This is a genomic window from Mycobacterium pinniadriaticum, from assembly GCF_026242045.1.
In the GTDB taxonomy this organism is placed as follows: Bacteria; Actinomycetota; Actinomycetes; order Mycobacteriales; family Mycobacteriaceae; genus Mycobacterium; species Mycobacterium pinniadriaticum.
Genome location: NZ_JAPJDO010000009.1, coordinates 15180 through 33486, shown reverse-complemented (window position 1 = coordinate 33486; position 18307 = coordinate 15180). Strand labels below are relative to the sequence as shown.

General features: G+C 66.6%; 18 protein-coding genes and 1 tRNA gene. 16 read left to right on the top strand and 3 right to left on the bottom strand.

What is annotated here, in order from left to right:
• The first annotated feature begins 21 nt into the window (after nt 1-21).
• Entirely contained in the window at nt 22-1383 is a 1362-nt protein-coding gene (locus ORI27_RS12505; RefSeq protein WP_265997304.1) for an HNH endonuclease signature motif containing protein, read from the top strand.
• On the opposite strand, the gene ORI27_RS12500 is transcribed toward ORI27_RS12505, so the two are convergent.
• Entirely contained in the window at nt 1380-3668 is a 2289-nt protein-coding gene (locus ORI27_RS12500; protein WP_265997305.1) for an ATP-dependent DNA ligase, read from the bottom strand. The two genes, ORI27_RS12505 and ORI27_RS12500, sit on opposite strands and share 4 nt — an antisense overlap.
• A gap of 32 nt (nt 3669-3700) precedes the next feature.
• Here ORI27_RS12500 and ORI27_RS12495 point away from each other — a divergent pair, with 32 nt between their 5' ends.
• From ORI27_RS12495 to ORI27_RS12435, 13 genes are all read left to right on the top strand, one after another.
• Nucleotides 3701-3925, top strand: a complete 225-nt coding sequence (locus ORI27_RS12495; RefSeq protein WP_265997306.1) for a hypothetical protein — start codon at nt 3701-3703, stop codon at nt 3923-3925.
• A gap of 36 nt (nt 3926-3961) precedes the next feature.
• Nucleotides 3962-4840, top strand: a complete 879-nt coding sequence (gene ku, locus ORI27_RS12490; RefSeq protein ID WP_265997308.1) for a non-homologous end joining protein Ku — start codon at nt 3962-3964, stop codon at nt 4838-4840.
• 125 nt (nt 4841-4965) lie between these two features.
• Nucleotides 4966-5757, top strand: coding sequence for an SDR family oxidoreductase (locus tag ORI27_RS12485; RefSeq protein WP_265997310.1), 792 nt, complete (start codon nt 4966-4968; stop codon nt 5755-5757).
• 22 nt (nt 5758-5779) lie between these two features.
• Nucleotides 5780-6856: an NAD(P)H-dependent amine dehydrogenase family protein gene (locus ORI27_RS12480; RefSeq protein ID WP_265997311.1), complete on the top strand. Its 1077-nt coding sequence runs from the start codon at nt 5780-5782 to the stop codon at nt 6854-6856.
• 25 nt (nt 6857-6881) lie between these two features.
• Nucleotides 6882-7208 (top strand): hypothetical protein, encoded by a 327-nt coding sequence (locus ORI27_RS12475; protein WP_265997312.1) that lies wholly within the window; start codon nt 6882-6884, stop codon nt 7206-7208.
• A gap of 32 nt (nt 7209-7240) precedes the next feature.
• A complete protein-coding gene (locus ORI27_RS12470) occupies nt 7241-7483 on the top strand; it encodes a hypothetical protein (protein WP_265997313.1) in 243 nt (80 codons plus the stop codon).
• 67 nt (nt 7484-7550) lie between these two features.
• Nucleotides 7551-8774: an Nramp family divalent metal transporter gene (locus ORI27_RS12465; protein ID WP_265997315.1), complete on the top strand. Its 1224-nt coding sequence runs from the start codon at nt 7551-7553 to the stop codon at nt 8772-8774.
• 2 nt (nt 8775-8776) lie between these two features.
• The gene (locus tag ORI27_RS12460; protein WP_407666304.1) at nt 8777-9829 is read left to right on the top strand and encodes a poly-gamma-glutamate hydrolase family protein; all 1053 of its coding nucleotides are present in this window, start codon (nt 8777-8779) and stop codon (nt 9827-9829) included.
• An 87-nt stretch (nt 9830-9916) separates the two neighbouring features.
• Nucleotides 9917-11008, top strand: a complete 1092-nt coding sequence (locus ORI27_RS12455; RefSeq protein WP_265997317.1) for an acyl-CoA synthetase family protein — start codon at nt 9917-9919, stop codon at nt 11006-11008.
• Nucleotide 11009: 1 nt separating this feature from the next.
• Nucleotides 11010-12380: an aldehyde dehydrogenase family protein gene (locus ORI27_RS12450; protein ID WP_265997318.1), complete on the top strand. Its 1371-nt coding sequence runs from the start codon at nt 11010-11012 to the stop codon at nt 12378-12380.
• A 58-nt stretch (nt 12381-12438) separates the two neighbouring features.
• The gene (locus ORI27_RS12445) at nt 12439-13272 is read left to right on the top strand and encodes an LLM class F420-dependent oxidoreductase (RefSeq protein WP_265997319.1); all 834 of its coding nucleotides are present in this window, start codon (nt 12439-12441) and stop codon (nt 13270-13272) included.
• Between the two features lie 58 nt (nt 13273-13330).
• Nucleotides 13331-13576, top strand: a complete 246-nt coding sequence (locus ORI27_RS12440; RefSeq protein WP_265997320.1) for a hypothetical protein — start codon at nt 13331-13333, stop codon at nt 13574-13576.
• A 131-nt stretch (nt 13577-13707) separates the two neighbouring features.
• A tRNA-Arg gene (locus tag ORI27_RS12435) sits at nt 13708-13780 on the top strand.
• Between the two features lie 113 nt (nt 13781-13893).
• Here the strand turns inward: ORI27_RS12435 and ORI27_RS12430 are convergent.
• Both ORI27_RS12430 and ORI27_RS33125 read right to left on the bottom strand, forming a co-directional pair.
• Nucleotides 13894-14790 carry a tyrosine-type recombinase/integrase gene (locus tag ORI27_RS12430; protein ID WP_410174319.1) on the bottom strand — a complete coding sequence of 299 codons (897 nt, stop codon included), beginning with the start codon at nt 14788-14790 and terminating at the stop codon, nt 13894-13896.
• A 225-nt stretch (nt 14791-15015) separates the two neighbouring features.
• Nucleotides 15016-15243 (bottom strand): helix-turn-helix transcriptional regulator, encoded by a 228-nt coding sequence (locus ORI27_RS33125; protein WP_407666300.1) that lies wholly within the window; start codon nt 15241-15243, stop codon nt 15016-15018.
• 514 nt (nt 15244-15757) lie between these two features.
• On the opposite strand from ORI27_RS33125, the gene ORI27_RS12425 reads away from it, so the two are divergent.
• Both ORI27_RS12425 and ORI27_RS12420 read left to right on the top strand, forming a co-directional pair.
• Nucleotides 15758-16969: an acetyl-CoA C-acetyltransferase gene (locus ORI27_RS12425; RefSeq protein WP_265997321.1), complete on the top strand. Its 1212-nt coding sequence runs from the start codon at nt 15758-15760 to the stop codon at nt 16967-16969.
• Between the two features lies 1 nt (nt 16970).
• Nucleotides 16971-18164, top strand: coding sequence for an acyl-CoA dehydrogenase family protein (locus tag ORI27_RS12420; RefSeq protein ID WP_265997322.1), 1194 nt, complete (start codon nt 16971-16973; stop codon nt 18162-18164).
• The last annotated feature ends 143 nt before the right edge of the window (nt 18165-18307 follow it).

Here is an 18307-nt window from a genome sequence, read left to right as displayed (position 1 = left end):
GGTCGAACTATTGTTCGAACCATGAGTTCGATTGATGCGGTGTTGGAGGTGCTCGACGACGCGGTCGACGCCCTGGCCGCGGTCGATCTCGACGTGTTGTCGCCGCCGGAGCGGTTCGTGGTGTTGGAGCGGTTGGAAACCGCGCGGCGCCGCCAGGTCGCCGTCTCGCACGCGGTGGTGGCGCGGTTGGAACGCTTCGAGGGCTGCCCACCGATCCCGATCACCCTGGCCGACGTGCTGCGCATCAGCCCCACCGACGCCCGCCGCCGCATCCGCGACGCCACCCAGCTCACACCCCGCACCGCGCTGACCGGGGAGCCGCTCCCGCCGGTGTTGCCCGACACCGCGGCGGCGTGGCAAGCCGGGCACCTCGACGGTGAGCACCTGGCGGTGATTCAGAAATTCTTCCGCGACCTGCCCGACCACGTACCACCCGCCGAGGTCGACAAGGCCGAACGTTCGCTGGCCGAACACGCGGTCACCCTGCGCCCCGACCAGTTAGGGAAGCTCGCCGATCAGTTGGCTCTCCTGCTGAATCCCGACGGGCTGTTCTCCGATGAGGACCGCGCCCGTCAACGCAGCTTCACCTGGAAGGGTCGGCAGCGCCCCGACGGCATGAGTGAAGGCAAGCTGGTGGCCGACCCCGAACTACGCGCCGAACTCGATGCCTGGTTCGCCAAATTCGCCGCGCCTGGTGTCTACAACCCAGCCGACGAAAATCCCACGAGGGCGCCGTCTGATGACGTGGTTGACCGGGATGTCCGCAGTCACGGCCAACGCCAGCACGACGCCCTCAAGGCCCTGGTGCGCGGACAATTGGGGAATCCGACATTCGGCCAACACAACGGCCTACCCGTGACCGTCATCGCCACCGCCACCGTGCAGGACCTGCAGAACAAGACCGGCCACGCCGTCACCGCCGGCGGAACCCTGCTACCCATCCCCGACCTGATCCGGATGGCCACCCACGCCTACCACTACCTGGCCCTGTTCGACGGGGTGAACGGGCGAGCCCTGTGGCTGGGCCGCACCAAACGTATCGCCACCGCCGACCAGCGAATCATGCTGCACGCCAAGGAGCGTGGGTGTACCCGACCCGGCTGCGACGCACCCGGCTACCACAGCGGCGTCCACCACGCCGCCCAAGACTGGAAAAACGGCGGCACCACCAACATCGACGACCTCACCCTGGCCTGCCACCCCGACAACGAACTCGTCGAAACCGGCGGATGGAAAACAAGGAAACTCGCAGGCGGCGACACCGAATGGATCCCACCACCCCAACTCCCCATGCTGCGCGGCGGCGTCAACGACTACCACCACCCAGAACGGCTATTGGGGAACGAGCATGACCCGCCATCTGATGATGCGGGCGCCGCCTAAACCGGCAGCTCGACGACCACGTCCGCGGGCTCCTTGTCGGGCCGCAGGCCGCGCCAACTCGGATGGCGCAGCCGGCCGTCGGACGTCCACTCCCCGTAGCGGACCTCCCCCACGAGCTCAGGGCGCACATAGGTCACGCCCTTGGCGTCCAGCCTGGGAAGCGGTGCAACGAACGGTGATTGCTCGGTGTGCAGCGGAGCGAGAATCTTCTTGAGCCGGGCGAGCTCCTTCTCGGAGAAACCGGTGCCGACCCGTCCAACGAACCGCAGGCCGCCGTCCTCGGGGATACCGAGCAGAAGCGCACCAATGCCGCTGGAACGTCCGCCGTTGCCCTCACGCCAGCCGCCGATCACGATCTCCTGCGTCTTCCAGAGCTTCTGCTTGATCCAGGCCACCGACCGTCTGCCCGGCTGATAGGTCGAGTCCCATTTCTTGGCGACAACCCCTTCCCATTTTTCCTGATGAGAGAACGCCAGCGCCTCGGCGCCGTCGCCGTCGATCAGCGGCGGGACGATCAAATCCGTTCCCTCGGCCAGGGTTTCCAGCACCTTCCGCCGGTCGCGGTACTTCGCCTTCAGCAGCGAGCGCTCGTCGAGCCGCAGGATGTCGAAGGCCCAGAACTCGATCCGGGTGGCCCGCGCCCGGTTCTGTAGTTCGCCGAAGTCCGGGACACCGTGCGCATCCAGCGCCACCACCTCGCCGTCGAGGATGACCTCGTGGTCGGCCAGATCTGCCGCCAGCAAATGCAATTGCGGATACTCGGCGGTGACATCGCGACCGCTTCGGGATTGCAGCCGGAGCCGGCCGTGATCGATCTCGACCAGCAGCCGATAACCGTCGAACTTGCCCTCGAACCCGTACTGGGCTGCGGTCAGCTTCTCGACCGAACCCAATGTCGCGAGCATCGGCGAATAGTCCTGCAGACGCGGGCGGGGTTGCTCCTTCATCCGATGCGCCAGCCACTGATCGCCATTGGTCTGAATCAGCGCATAGCGTCCCGAGATCCGCTGGCCGTGCAGGTCGACGATCACCTCGCCGCCCTTATCACCGCCATCCCGGAACTTCTCCGCCTCATACGTACCGGAGTCCCAGATGATCACCTTGCCGCCGCCGTACTCGCCCTTCGGGATGGTGCCCTCGAACGTCGCGTACTCCAGCGGGTGATCCTCGGTATGCACGGCCAGATGGTTGACCGCCGGGGTGTCCGGCAGGTTCTTGGGCACCGCCCAGGACACCAGCACACCGTCGCGTTCCAGCCGGAAGTCGTAATGCAGCCGGCGCGCGTGGTGCTCCTGGATCACGAACGTGTTGTTTTCGCCGACCGCGGGTGTGGCCGTGGGCACCGGCTCGGGCGTCTTGGCCGAGTCCCGCATGCTGCGGTACGTCGTCAAGCGGTCTTCTCGTGGCACGTCGGCGTCCAGGCCGGCCAGCAGGTCCCCCTGCTCAGCCACCCGGTCCAGCACTTCGCGATAGTCCAGGTGCCGCAATCCGGGATCGCCGATCTCCTCCCACGTCCGCGGTGCGGCAACCGTCGGATGAGCACGGCCGCGCAGCGAATACGGCGCGATGGTGGTCTTGGATGCGTTGTTCTGACTCCAGTCGATGAAGACCTTGCCCGCCCGCAGGCTCTTGGTCATCGTGGCGGTGACGAGCTTGGGCATGCTCTGCTCGAGCTGCTGGGCTACCCGGCGCGCCAGCACTACTGCCCCGTTGCTGCTGACCGGATCGGTCAGCGGGGCATACAGATGCAGCCCCTTGCTACCACTCGTGAGCGGATAGACCGTCAGCCCGATATCGTCCATCAGATCGCGGACCGCGCTGGCCACCTCACCCATCTGCGCCATCGTCACCCCCTCGCCCGGGTCGAGGTCGAACACCAACCGCGTTACCGGACCGGGCTTTCCATCCGCGGTGAACCGCCACTGCGGCACATGGACTTCCAGCGCGGCCTGCTGGGCGATCCATGCCAGGCCGGTCGTGTTCGTGATGATCGGATAGGTGGTACTGCCCGAGCGATGTGCCACCGTCGCGCGGTCGAGCCAGTCCGGGGCCGAACTGGCGAGCTGCTTTTCGAAGAACGACGATTCCTCGACACCGTTGGGCCAGCGTTTGCGGGTGACCGGGCGGCCGGCGATGTGCGGCAGCATCACCTCAGCGATGGCGGTGTAGTAGCCGAACACATCGGCCTTGGTGGTGCCAGTCGACGGGTAGAGCACCTTGTCCGCATTGGTCAGCACGACGCGCGGTCCCCTCGTCGCCCCTGGCGGCCACACGTCATTCACCATGCCAACGTATTACCCGCTGCTACCGTGGACCAATGACAAGAATGCTGGTGGCCACCTTGATGGCGCTGCCCGCGTTGATCGGCGTTCCGCAGGCCGCTGCCGATCCGGATGAGCATGTGCCGTACTGCTCGGCCGGGCAGGACCCGACGGAAGCCAACTGCCGGCCCGCACCCAATCAGGAAACCAGCGACGGCGCGCCGGGGGCCAACCCGGATCTGCCCATCGGGGTGAATCCGGGCGTCCAGCCCGCCATCTGACCCGGTAACCCCGGTTAGGGTCTGCATACTGGACATATGCGTTCCATCTGGAAAGGCTCGATCGCATTCGGTCTGGTGAACGTCCCCGTCAAGGTGTACAGCGCCACCGAGGACCACGATCTGAAGTTCCATCAGGTGCACGCCAAGGACAATGGCCGCATCCGCTACAAGCGCGTCTGCGAGGTGTGCGGTGAAGTGGTTGAGTACCGCGACATCGCCAAGGCATACGAATCCGACGACGGCCAGACCGTGGTGATCACCGACGAGGACATCGCCACCCTGCCCGAGGAACGCAGCCACGAGATCGAGGTGGTGCAGTTCGTCCCCGCCAGCGAAATCGACCCGCTGATGTACGACCGCAGCTATTACCTCGAACCGGACGGTAAGTCGTCGAAGTCCTATGTGCTGCTGGCGAAAACGCTCGCCGATACCGATCGGGTGGCGATCGTGCACTTCGCGCTGCGCAACAAGACCCGGCTGGCCGCGCTCCGGGTCAAGGACTTCTCCAAACGGGACGTGATGGTCGTGCACACCCTGCTGTGGCCCGACGAGATCCGCGACCCGGACTTCCCGGTCCTCGACAAAGAGGTGGAGATCAAGCCGGCCGAGTTGAAGATGGCCGGCCAGGTCGTCGAGTCGATGGCCGACGACTTTCACCCCGAACAATTCCACGACACCTATCAGGAACAGCTCATGGAGCTCGTTCAGGCGAAGCTGGACGGCGGCGAGGCGTTCACCACCGAGGACCAGCCGGCCGAGCTGGACGAGACCGAGGACGTCTCCGACCTGCTGGCCAAGCTCGAGGCCAGCGTCAAACGCCGCCGTGGCGAATCGAACGGCGACGACGGCGAGGCACCGGCCAAGAAGGCGCCCGCGAAGAAAGCTGCCGCCAAGAAGGCGGCCGCCAAGAAATGATCCGTTTTTCACCCAAAACTTGAACTCGGCACCAGAATAGAACGTGTTTCAGTTACGTTGCGAAGTGAGCGTCATCGACCGCGACGATCTTGTTACGGTGTTCGCCGACAAGGGAAGAGAGACACGTGATCCTCGACAAGTTCAGACTTGATGGTCAAGTTGCGGTAGTCACCGGCGGCGGCCGTGGCCTGGGTGCGGCGATCGCCGTCGCATTTGCCGAAGTCGGCGCCGACGTCGTCATCGGTTCGCGAACCCAGTCGGAGTTGGAGTCGGTCGCCAAACAGATCGAGGCGGCGGGCCGGCGCGCCCACGTGGCCGTCGGGGACCTCGCGCACCCTGAGACGACCGCCGCGCTCGCCGGCACGGCGGTCGAGGCGTTCGGCAAGCTGGACATCGTCGTCAACAACGTCGGCGGCACCATGCCCAACGCGCTGCTGAACACCAGCGTCAAGGACATGAAGGACGCGTTCACCTTCAACGTCCTGACCGCGCACGCCCTGACGTTGGCCGCCGTGCCGCTGATGCTCGAGCACTCCGGCGGCGGCAATATCATCAACATCACCTCGACGATGGGCCGGTTGGCCGGTCGCGGGTTCGCCGCATACAGCACCGCAAAGGCCGCCCTGGCGCATTACACCCGGCTGACCGCCCTCGACCTGTCCCCCAAGATCCGGGTCAATGCGATCGCACCGGGCTCCATCCTGACCTCGGCGCTGGACATCGTGGCCTCCAACGATGCGTTGCGCGAGCCGATGGAGCAGGCCACCCCCATGAAGCGGCTCGGCGATCCGCTCGACATCGCCGCGGCGGCGGTCTACCTCGCGTCCCCCGCCGCGAGCTACCTCACCGGCAAGATGCTCGAGGTCGACGGCGGCCTCATCGTGCCGAACCTCGACCTTCCCATCCCAGACCTGTAAGCCCCGACCGCTAAGGAGAGCCATGGCCATCCGCGTCGCACAGATCGGCACCGGCAACGTCGGTGTCCATGCGTTGACCGCCCTGATCAACAACCCCGCATTCGAACTCACCGGCGTCTGGGTCTCCTCGGACGCCAAAGCCGGCAAGGACGCCGCCGAACTTGCCGGACTACCCGGCACCACCGGTGTCACGGCGAGCACCGATCTCGACGCGGTGTTGGCGACCAAGCCGGACTGTGCCGTCTACAACGCGCTGGCCGACCACCGGCTGCCCGAAGCGCTGGAAGACTATCGACGGATCCTGGCCGCCGGGGTCAATGTCGTCGGCAGTGGCCCGGTGTTCTTGCAGTGGCCATGGCAGGTGATCCCCGACGAGATGATCAAACCGTTGGAAGACGCTGCTCAACAAGGAAATTCAAGCCTGTTCGTCAACGGCATCGACCCCGGCTTCGCCAACGATTTGCTGCCGCTGGCGCTGGCCGGCACCTGTCAGAGCATCGAGCAGATCCGCTGCATGGAGATCCTCGACTACGCCACCTACGACAGCGCCACGGTGATGTTCGACGTGATGGGTTTCGGTAAGCCGATGGACGAGATCCCGATGCTGTTGCAGCCTGGCGTGCTGAGCCTGGCCTGGGGTTCGGTCATCCGCCAGATCGCGGCCGGGCTCGGCCTCGAACTCGACGGCATCGAAGACATGTACGTACGCGAGCCCGCGCCGGAAGACATCGAGATCGCGGCGGGCACCATCGCCAAGGGCACCGCCGCCGGGCTGCGGTTCGAAGTGATCGGACTGGTCGGCGGCGCCCCGGTCATCGTCGTCGAACACGTCACCCGGCTGCGCGAGGATCTGTACCCGGAGTGGCCGCAGCCCGCGCAACCCGGGGGCAACTACCGCATCGAGATCACCGGCGAACCGTCCTACGCGCTGGATTTGTGCCTGAGCTCGCCCAACGGCGACCACAACCACGCCGGATTGGTGGCCACCGCCATGCGCCTCGTCAACGCCATCCCCTCGGTGGTCGCCGCCCCCGCCGGGATCTGCACCACAATTGACTTGCCGCTCGCCACTGGCAAAGGGCTGTACGCTACTGGGTAGGGGAACTCCCAGGAAGGGAATGCCCATGCGGCATAGGCTCCGCTATGTGTTTCCGCTCATGATCACGGCGGCCGCCGCCGCGAGTGTGTTGGCGCCGTCCGCGGGCGCCGACACGACGCTGATCACCCCGTCAGTTCCCAGCTGCACCAACACCGGAGGCAGCGCCGTCATCGGTGGCCAAACCACCCAATGCGCCACCCCCGGCAACGTTCAGCTCAACGCAACACCGGAAGTCCCGGAGGATTTCGCATACCCCTGGGGCGACGAGTTCTACGGTCCCGCACTGATTTTCGGCGGCCCCGGCGGGGGCTTCCACGGTGGCGGTGGCGGCGGCGGCCACGGCGGTCGCTGAGCTCGAAGATCGCGGCCACAAAGGAGGCCAACATGACGACCAGGATTGTTCTTGGCACCCCCCTGCTGATCGTGGCCGCGAGCGTCCTGCTCGCCGCCCCGGCGACGGCTCGGCCCACGCAATGCGAAGACACCGGACCCACCACGACGGTCTGCCAAACCCCCGGGCACGCACAGATCACCACGTCACCCAACCCGGCCCTGCAGAATCCGCTGGCCGGCTGGGGCTTCGGCGGAATCGGGATCGGCATCGGCGGTATCTTCATCGGCTTGTGACGGGCCCTCCGGACACCCCGAGGTAGTTTCGTCTTCTGTTTGAGTGTCCGGATAGAAGGCTCGGCGATTGGCACAGGTGACGCGCGCCCGCGGTGGAGGCTGGTATCTGCTCGGCCCGGCCTTCGTCGCCGCCATCGCCTACGTCGACCCCGGCAACGTCGCGGCCAATATCAGCGCCGGTGCACAGTTCGGCTTTCTGCTGGTGTGGGTCATCGTCATAGCCAACGTGATGGCCGGATTGGTGCAATACCTGTCGGCGAAACTCGGTCTGGTCACCGGGCGCACCCTGCCGGAGGCGGTCCGCGACCACACCCGCACTCCCAGCCGCATCGGGTACTGGATTCAGGCCGAACTGGTCGCGATCGCCACCGACCTCGCCGAGGTGGTGGGTGGCGCGATCGCGCTGTGTCTGCTCTTCGGCCTGCCACTGCTGCTCGGCGGGGTGATCACCGGCGCGGTGTCACTGGTGTTGCTGGCTGTGCAGGACCGGCGCGGTCAGCAGATGTTCGAGCGGGTCATCACCGGGTTGCTGTTGGTCATCGCGGTCGGGTTCCTGGCCAGCCTCTTCGTCAAACCGCCGCCGGCCGCTGATGTCCTGGCCGGCCTGGTCCCCCGGTTCGACGGCCCGGAGAGCGTGCTGCTGGCGACGGCCATGCTGGGTGCCACCGTGATGCCGCATGCCGTCTACCTGCATTCCGGGCTGGCCCGCGACCGGCACGGGCACCCCGAGGCCGGTGCGGCGCGCGCCCGGCTGCTGCGCATCACCCGCTGGGACGTGGCCATCGCGATGCTGGTCGCCGGCGCGGTCAACATGGCCATGCTGCTGATCGCCGCTACCAATCTGCAGGGACGCAACGACACCGACTCGATCCAGGGGGCGCACGCCGCCGTCCGCGACGCTCTCGGCCCGACGGTGGCGCTGCTCTTCGCAATCGGACTGCTGGCGTCCGGGCTGGCGTCGACGTCGGTCGGCGCGTACGCCGGGGCGATGATCATGCAGGGGTTACTGCATAAGACCTTCCCGTTGCTGCTGCGCCGGCTGGTGACGTTGATCCCCGCACTGGTGGTGCTGGCAGTCGGGCTCGACCCCAGTCGCGCCCTGGTCATCTCGCAGGTGGTGCTGTCGTTTGGGATCCCGTTCGCGCTGGTGCCGCTGGTGCGCCTGACCAGCAATCCCGCGTTGATGGGTGCCGACACCAACAACCGGCTGACCACGCTGCTCGGGTGGACGGTGGCCGCGGTCATTACGCTGCTGAACGTGGCCCTGATCTACCTGACCGTCGCCGGGTGACTGTGCGGCACCCGTATTTCGCCTACGGGTCCAACCTCTGCGCGCAGCAGATGGCCCGGCGTTGTCCCGAGGCCGCCGACCCGCGGCCGGCGACCCTGACCGACCACGATTGGCTGATCAACGAACGCGGCGTGGCCACCGTCGAACGGTTCGCCGGAAGCACCGTCCACGGGGTGTTGTGGTGGCTGACCGACCACGACCTGGCCACCCTGGACAGCGCCGAAGGAGTCCCGGTGCGCTACCGGCGCGACTGGCTGACCGTGCACACCTCCGACGGTCCCGCACCGGCCTGGGTCTACATCGACCACCGGACCGAACCGGGACCACCGCGGCCCGGCTATCTGGAGCGCATCATCGACGGCGCCCTGCACCATGGCCTGCCGACGCGCTGGGTGGATTTTCTGCGCCGCTGGGATCCGATGCACTGGCCGCGGCCGTTGGCGTCGAATGGATCTGGCCCGCAATCTCTTTCCCAGCTTCTCACCGATCCCGCGGTCGTCGAGGTGAGCCGGCTGAAGTCGAAGTTCGGGTTCCTGGCCATCCACGGCGGCGGGCTGGAGCAGATGACCGACGTCATCGCCGAACGCGCCGCCGACGCCGCCGGAGCGTCGCTGTATCTGCTTCGCCACCCTGCGAACTATCCGCACCACCTGCCGTCCGCGCGCTATCTCGCCGCCGAATCCGACCGGCTGGCAGCGTTTCTCGACCACGTCGAGGTGGCGGTGTCGGTGCATGGTTACGGCCGCATCGGTCGCAGCACCGAACTGCTCGCGGGCGGCGGTAATCGGGAACTCGCCCGCCACCTGGCCGCCAATATCAACCTGCCGGGGTATCGGATCGTCACCGACCTCGGCGCCATCCCCTCCGAATTGCGGGGCCTACATCCCGACAACCCGGTGAACCGGGTGCGCGGCGGCGGGGCTCAGCTGGAACTGCCGACCCGGGTTCGCGGCATCAGCCCGCGCAGCCAGCCGCCGGAGGCCGACGGGCTCTCACAGGCCACCTCCGCATTGGTTCAGGGCCTGGCCGCGGCGGCCAATTCCTGGGCGTTCTAGCGGGAATGCAAACTCCGGCAGACAAACCGGTTAACGGCGGCCCCGCCGGGTATCGCATCGAGCAACGCTGCTACAGGATCTCAGAGTGTGGCCGACGTCGACTTCTCCGTATTGAATCTGCCGCGCGAGGCGCCGCCGCCGGACGCTGAGTCCTACCTGCGCGCGGCCATGGCATGGCACTTCGGCGCCGACACCGGCTCACCGTACTGGCTGCGCACCGCCAAGGAGCTCGACTTCGATCCCCTGACCGATGTGCGGACCTTCGCCGACCTGCGCCGGTTCCCGAATCTGGTCAACCAACTGCGCGACGTACCCGCCGAAGAGCTGATCCCGCGCGGTTACGGTTCACCCCCGCCGATCCCGCTCATCTTTGAATCCGGCGGCACGACCGGCGCACCGAAGCGGACGGCACAACTGCCGGACTGGGTGGCCCAGGTCATCGACTGGCAGACCGACGACTTCCGACGGGCCGGGTTCAACGCGGGACGCGGTTTCCTGTGTCTGATGCCCAGCGGCCCGCACGGTGTGGGCTACTTCTCCCGGGTGGTGTCGGCGCGCCTGGGTTCGATCTGTCATGCGGTCGACCTGGATCCGCGATGGGTCAAGAAGCTGGTCGCCCGCGGGGCCGCGACGGAGATGTCGGCGTATCTGAGCCACCTCCTGGAGCAGGCCGAACACGTTCTGCGCAGCCAGGACATCGCCAATCTGCACACCACGCCCCCGCTGCTGGACGCGATCGCCCGCGACGACACCCTCGCGCAGCTGGTCGGCGAGAAGGTCCGCTTCATCCTGCTCAGCGGTGCGCATGTGGACCCCGACACCCTCGACGTGCTGCGGGACGTCTTTGCGGAGGCCACCATCGCGATGGTGTTCGGTAGCACGATGATCCTGTCGCAGGCGCAGACCAGAGTCGACGGCGAGACGTTCGTCTTCGATCCGCGCAGCCCCTACGTCGTGTTCTGGGTGGTCGACCCCGACACCGGTGAGCAGGTCGGCTACGGCGAACGCGGCCAAGTGGTGATGAACCACATCAGCAAGGGCATGTTCATCCCGAACAATCTCGAACGCGACAGTGCCATCCGGCTTCCCGGCCCCGACGGCCAGGTCGGGGATTCGGTCGCCGAGGTGGCGCCGGTCGCCACGCTCGACGGTGAGCCGGTGATCGAAGGCGTGTACTGACGTGATCGACCTGCCCGGCTTGGTACCCGGCGGAGAATACCGTTCCCGCCGAAGGGAAGTCGTCACCGACGCGGCCGGCACCCCGATGGCCGAACTGAGCATCGCGCCGCCGCTCTACATCGCCAGGGCGATGGCTGCGCAGCGCAGGACAAGGCCGCTGCCCGTCGATCAGCGCCGCGCCGCCCTGAACAAGGCCGGCGCGGTCTTCGCCACGTCGGAGGCCGCCGGGCTGGACTTCGAGTCCTATGTCCGCGCGGCGAGCCGGGTGTCCGGCCTGCCGATCGCTGTTACGCGCCGCCAAGCGCGGGAGGTGAGCGAGGCCGTCATCGCCGCGTTCGACTCGGCCCAGCCGGCCCGACCCGTCGCGGCGGCGCTCGACTGGCAGACGGCACGATCCGGGCAGGCGACGGCGATCTGGTCGCGGCGCGGCGAACTGTTCGGCGTGCATGCCTCCGGCAACGCGCCGGGCGTCCACGGCCTGTGGCCCCAGGCGCTGGCGCTGGGCTACCGGGTGGCGATCCGCCCGTCGCGGCGCGAACCCTTCACCGCCCACCGGCTGGTGGCCGCACTGCGGGAGGCCGGTTTTCGCGATGACGACGTGGCCTATCTGCCCACCGACCACGCGGGCGCGGACGAGATCGTCGCGTCGGCCGACCTGGCGCTGGTGTACGGCGGCAGCGACGTCGTCGCCAAGTACTCCGGGGATCCGACAGTCTTCGTCAACGGTCCGGGCCGCACCAAGATCCTGCTCACCGCCGAGCAGGACTGGCGCGATCACCTCGACGTCATCGTTGATTCGATTGCCCGACTGGGCGGCATGGCGTGCGTCAACGCCACCGCCGTGCTCGTCGAGGGTGACGCCGCGCCGCTGGCTGCCGCGATCGCCGAGCGGCTGCGCGGCATCGAGGCACTGCCACCCGAGGACGAGCGCGCGATCCTGCCCACCCAGCCGATCGAATCCGCGCGGGCCGTCGCCGGCTTCGTCGCGGCCCGCGCCGCGGGAACGACGGCACTGCTCGGGGCGGATCAGGTCGTGGCCGACCTCGGCGACGGCCGAGCGGCACTGCGCCCGGCCGTGCACGTGCTCACCGGCCCGGACAGCGAGAAACTCAACACCGAGCTGGCCTTTCCGTGTGTCTGGATCGCGCCTTGGGAGCGGACGAACGGGATTGGACCGCTGCGTGATTCGCTGGTGGTCACGGTATTCACCGAGGACGACGCCCTGGTCGGCGACCTGCTGGATGAGCCGTCGATCGCCAATGTCTACCGCGGGCCGGTGCCCACCTACTACACGGCGGCGGGGTTGCCGCACGACGGGTTCCTGGCCGACTTCCTGATGCGCACCAAGGGGTTCGTCCGGCTGGACGGTTAGTGCCACGCAGCGGGACCGACGCTGTCGGCGCGGCCGGAGCCGGTCCTAACATGCCGGGATGGGCAGAGACTTCCGCTTCGGCATCGGCGTGCGATCGGTCAAGTCGGCGCAGAAACTGCGCGACACCGTCAAGCGGTTCGAAGATTTGGGTTTCGACGTGCTGCACGTCCCCGACCATCTCGGCCGCTTCGGGATACCCGCACCGTTCCCGACGATGGTGGCCGCGGCCGAGATCGCCAAGACGATGCGGGTGGGCACATTCGTGATCAACGCGGCGTTTTACAAGCCCGCGCTGTTGGCTCGCGACGCCATCGCCGTCGACGTCCTGAGTGAGGGACGGCTCGACCTCGGGCTGGGCACCGGATATGTGCGCGAGGAGTTCGAAGCCGCCGAGATGCCGTATCCGAGCGCGGGCGAACGCGTCGACCACCTCCGGCACACCACCGAATACCTGAAACAGACCGCACCCTCGATCCCGATCCTGATCGCCGGCAACGGTGACCGGGTGCTGCGGATCGCTGCCAAGCACGCCGACATCATCGGCCTCACCGGCGGCGGGGTGCCCGAGTATCCCGGCCACGATCCGCTGGCCGAGCGCATCCAGTTCGTCCGCGACGCTGCCGGGGAACGATTCGCCGACCTCGAGCTCAACATCGCGATCACCGGGGTGCCCACCGACTCCTCGGGTATCCCCGATCTCGCGCTGACCCGCGGATACGCCCCCGACGCCACCGAGGAGCAGCTGCTGGCCCTGCCGACCGTGCTGACCGGGACGCCACGCGATATCGCCGACACCCTGCGGGCCCGCCGGGATGACTACGGCATCACCTACTTCACCGTGCAGGACTACCACGCCGAGTACTTCGCCAAGGTGATCGCCGAACTGCGCTGACGATCAGGGTTTGCCAACCCGCCAGTCGGGCAATGGCTTGATGCACGGGAGGCGAACCATGACGGCGGGCGACGATATGCGGCGGTATGCCGAAGGCGTGCTGGTCGGGCTCAAACGGTGCACGCTGGACGCCGCGTCCAGCGAGATCGCGCTGGCATCGCAGCGGCATCACCTGGACACCCAGCGGGTGGCACAGGCGCTGGTCCGGCTGGCTCAGGACGTCGACCCGGAGATTGACAGCAATGCCACCTCCGTCGCCCGCTACGAGTGGGGCGCGCTATTTCACCGACCGGGACGAGCATGATCCGTCGCCTTGTCGCCTGGTTTCGCCAGGACCATCCCCAAGCCGCCCCGGTTCGAGGGCACTGCTACCTGGTCGCGCTGTGCGGGACCGACGGGGTTGACGCCGGTAGGCGGTAAGCTGCCAGCCGGTGCGCCCCCGTAGCTCAGGGGATAGAGCACGGCTCTCCTAAAGCCGGTGTCGCAGGTTCGAATCCTGCCGGGGGCACTAGCGTTACTAGCGTTACCGCAGCTCATCAATGCTTTTCGCGATTCCCGGCTACACGTCGGTCCGACTCCTGGTCGGTGCCTGGTCGGTGAGCCGATCACACGAAGTGGCACTCACTGGTCCCCGACGGCCCCTCTCGCGGCGGCATCGAGGCGTATCGCGACATCGTCAAGGTCGGTAGGAAAGAGCCCTGCATAATGATTGAGCGTCGTCGCAGCCGACTCATGGCCAAGTAAGCGCGCAACCGCAACGACCGAGGCGCCCGCTTGTATGGCGAGCGACGCTGCGGTGTCACGGAGGTTGTGCGGAGTGATCGCCAGGCCCAGAGCAGCCGTAGCCGCATCGAAGCTGTCGCGTCGAAAATTGCGGTTTCGCAGCGGCGTAGAGTTCGCGGAGGGGAAAACGAGTTCCGAAGGCGCTGACAGCGCATGTAGCTTGCTCAGTTCATCCACCACCATTCTCGGGATCGGAACGGTGCGTGCCTGGTGATCTTTCACCGGAGACATCTCACCTCGAGGCGCCTCTTCGGAGTAGGCACGAGATACTCGCAGTCGACATAGATCGAGATCGATATCGCTCCATCTCAACGCCGCCAGCTCGCCCCAACGAAGTCCACAGTACCCGGCAACGACGATAAGGACCCGGTCTCTCCTGGCATCGAATTGCTCGGCGAGCTGCCATAATTCGGTGTGCGTAAGCGGCCGGGGCTCATTCCCTTGGACTTTAGGTAGGCGGATACCTGTCGCGGGATTCCGGGGAATGGCGCCGTCCTGCACCGCGTAGTCGAAGACACGGCGTAAGACGCCCAGCGAGTGACGCGCGGTCGCCGAGGACTGTGTTCGTGCCAAATCCGCGCACCAAGCCCTGACCTCAGACGGTCGCACCGATATCGCCGGGCGCCGGCCGAAGGTTCTTGCGATCCTCTTGTTGATGGCCTCACGGATCTTGCGTTCGGTCGCCGGCGCTCGCGGAGGCTGTGCGGCTAGCCAAGCATCACACCAGTCCTGCACTGGCCTTTCTGCCGCACCCGGGTCGGACCATACTCCAGAACGCAGACCGTCAACCTGACGACGTTCCCATTCCTGAGCATCTCGCTTCCGAGCGAAAGTCCGTGACGCGACGTAGCGACCGCGGTAGTAAATCCGAGCTCGATAGGCCCGAGCACCGTCAGGGCCAGTCCGGACCTCAATCACCGTGCCGTCCGTTGCCAACCGGCTCGCGAACTGTATTCAGCCTCAAGAGGCTAATCCGCCTGATTCGCGACGCGTATTCAGCCAGGCATCAACCTCGCGTTCGTCCCAACGCAAGGCCGAGCCAACTCGAATCGCGGGCGGTCCCTCGCCACGGATGCGCCACGCCCGCAAACACCCGACACTGATCGTGAGGCGGTCGGCGACCTGTTTGATGGTCAGGAGTCGCGGCGCGGTTCCGGTCGAATGTGATTGCCCGATAGATTTTTTCATCACACCTCCAGTGCGGATAGCTTCTCGAATACGTTCGCGCTCGCGAAGGGCAGCTTCCGACTCGGATCCAGCGCAAGCGGCGGCGTCCCGCGATAATGGTCAAAGTTGGCACCAACCGTCGGTGCTTGGCACGCCATGGCGAGATCATCCGCCACAACAACAACTATCCGCCAACACCAGGGCCACATTCGATGAAAACAGACTCGGACGGACAAGCGTGCCTCAGCCGAGGAGTCTGGCAACAGGTTAAGCATCCCATCTTCGGATACCCGCAGAATAACCGTCGGCGCGTCCACCGAGGCAAGGCACTTCACCAAGGAGTTGTATCGCGCGCCGCGGGAACGACCTTCCCTTCAGCGGGGTCATTGCTCACGTGGACTCCCCGGGGGTGCGTGCCACCGGCAAATCATATATGAAATAGGATGTATGACGCTGGGTGGATCGGCGAAGAGAGGTTTGATCAGATGGCGTTCGTGGCTCACCGCGTAGTAATTCGTGCCCGCGGAGCCGCGGAATGACGCGCACGGCCGTCATCTGCGAGCCGGTTCGCACGCCGATCGGGCGCTACGGCGGCATGTTCGCCTCGCTGACGGCCGTCGACCTCGGGGTGGCCGCGCTGAAAGGTCTACTGGCGCGCACCGGGGTCGCACCCGACGCCGTCGAGGACGTGATCCTCGGGCACTGCTATCCCAACAGCGAGGCCCCGGCCATCGGCCGGGTCGTGGCGCTCGACGCCGGCCTGCCGGTGACGGTGCCCGGCATGCAGGTCGACCGCCGCTGCGGCTCGGGCCTGCAGGCGGTCATCCAGGCGTGCCTGCAAGTCGCTTCGGGTGACAACGATCTCGTCGTCGCCGGTGGCGCGGAGAGCATGAGCAACGTCGCGTTCTACTCGACCGACATGCGCTGGGGTGGCAGCCGTACCGGGGTGCGGGTCCACGACGGGCTGGCCCGCGGACGCACCACCGCCGGTGGTAAGCACTACCCGGTGCCGGGCGGCATGCTGGAGACCGCCGAGAACCTGCGCCGCCAGTACGGCATCTCCCGTCAGGAGCAGGACGAGCTGGCGGTGGCCTCACATCAGCGGGCGGTCGCCGCGCAGAAAGACGGCATCCTGGCCGAGGAGATCATCGCAGTCACCGTCGCGAACCGCCGCGGCGAGGACGTGATCGACACCGATGAGCACCCCAGGGCCGACACGACGGTCGAGTCGCTGGGCAAGCTCAAACCCGTTCTGCTGAAGGAGGATCCGGAAGCGACCGTCACCGCGGGCAACTCCAGCGGGCAGAACGATGCCGCCTCGATGTGCATCGTGACGACACCGGAACGGGCGGCTGAACTGGGCCTCACCCCGCTGGTGCGGTTGGTGTCATGGGGCTCGGCGGGGGTCGGGCCCGAGGTGATGGGCATCGGGCCGGTACCCGCCACCGAAGCCGCGTTGGCCAAGGCGGGACTGGCGCTGGCCGATATCGACCTCATCGAGCTCAACGAGGCGTTCGCCGCCCAGGCGCTGGCCGTCATGCGCGAGTGGAACTTCACCGACGCCGACCACCAGCGCACCAACGTCCACGGCTCGGGAATCTCGCTCGGACATCCGGTGGGCGCCACCGGCGGACGGATGCTGGCCACGCTGGCCCGGGAGCTGCACCGGCGGGAGGCGCGCTACGGGCTGGAGACGATGTGCATCGGCGGCGGCCAGGGCCTGGCCGCGGTGTTCGAAAGGGTTTGAGATGACCAGACTTGCCCAGACTCTCGGCTTGACCGACGTTCAGGACGAAATCGTCTCCACTGTACGGCAATTCGTCGACAAGGAGATCATTCCCAACGCCCAGGAACTCGAGCACTCCGACACCTATCCGCAGGCCATCGTCGACCAGATGCGGGAGATGGGCCTGTTCGGCCTGATGATTCCCGAGGAGTACGGCGGGCTCGGCGAATCGCTGCTCACCTACGCGCTGTGCGTGGAGGAGCTGGCTCGCGGCTGGATGAGCATCTCCGGGGTGATCAACACCCACTTCATCGTGGCCTACATGATTCGTCAGCACGGTACCGACGAGCAGAAGCAGCGCTTCCTGCCCCGGATGGCCACCGGCGAGATCCGGGGTGCGTTCTCGATGTCGGAGCCCGAGCTGGGATCTGACGTCGCCGCGATCCGCACCAGGGCCAGGGACAACGGTGACGACACCTACACCATTGACGGCCAGAAGATGTGGCTGACCAACGGCGGCAGTTCGACCCTGGTCGCCGCGCTGGTGCGCACCGACGAAGGCGCGGACAAGCCACACCGCAACCTGACCGCCTTCCTGATCGAAAAGCCCTCCGGCTTCGGCGAAGTCGCGCCGGGCCTGACGATCCCGGGAAAGATCGACAAGCTCGGCTACAAGGGCATCGACACCACCGAGCTGATCTTCGACGGTTATGTCGCCAGCGCCGACGACGTCCTCGGCGCCAAGCCGGGACAGGGTTTCTTCCAGATGATGGACGGTGTCGAGGTCGGCCGTGTCAACGTGTCTGCCCGGGCCTGCGGGGTCGGCATCCGCGCCTTCGAGCTGGCCGTCCGATACGCCCAGCAGCGCAGCACCTTCGGCAAGCCGATCGCCGAGCACCAGGCCATCGCCTTCCAACTGGCCGAGATGGCCACCAAAGTCGAAGCGGCACACCTGATGATGGTCAACGCGGCTCGGCTGAAGGACTCCGGCGAGCGCAACGACGTCGCCGCCGGGATGGCCAAGTACCTGGCGAGTGAGTTCTGTGCGGAGGTCACCCAGCAGAGCTTCCGCATCCACGGCGGATACGGATACTCCAAGGAGTACGAGATCGAACGGCTGATGCGGGACGCACCGTTCCTGCTCATCGGCGAGGGCACCAGCGAGATCCAGAAGAACATCATCAGCAAGCGGCTGCTGGCCGACTATCGGATCTGACATGAGCGCGCCTCCGTGCACCCATGGTGGCAGCCGCCGAGGACACGCGCGCCATCGCGTCGGTATCGAATCTGTGGGTCATGGATCTGGGTCATCAATGCCGTCGTCCTCGGTGTGCGGTTCTGGACGCGACGAATCGATCG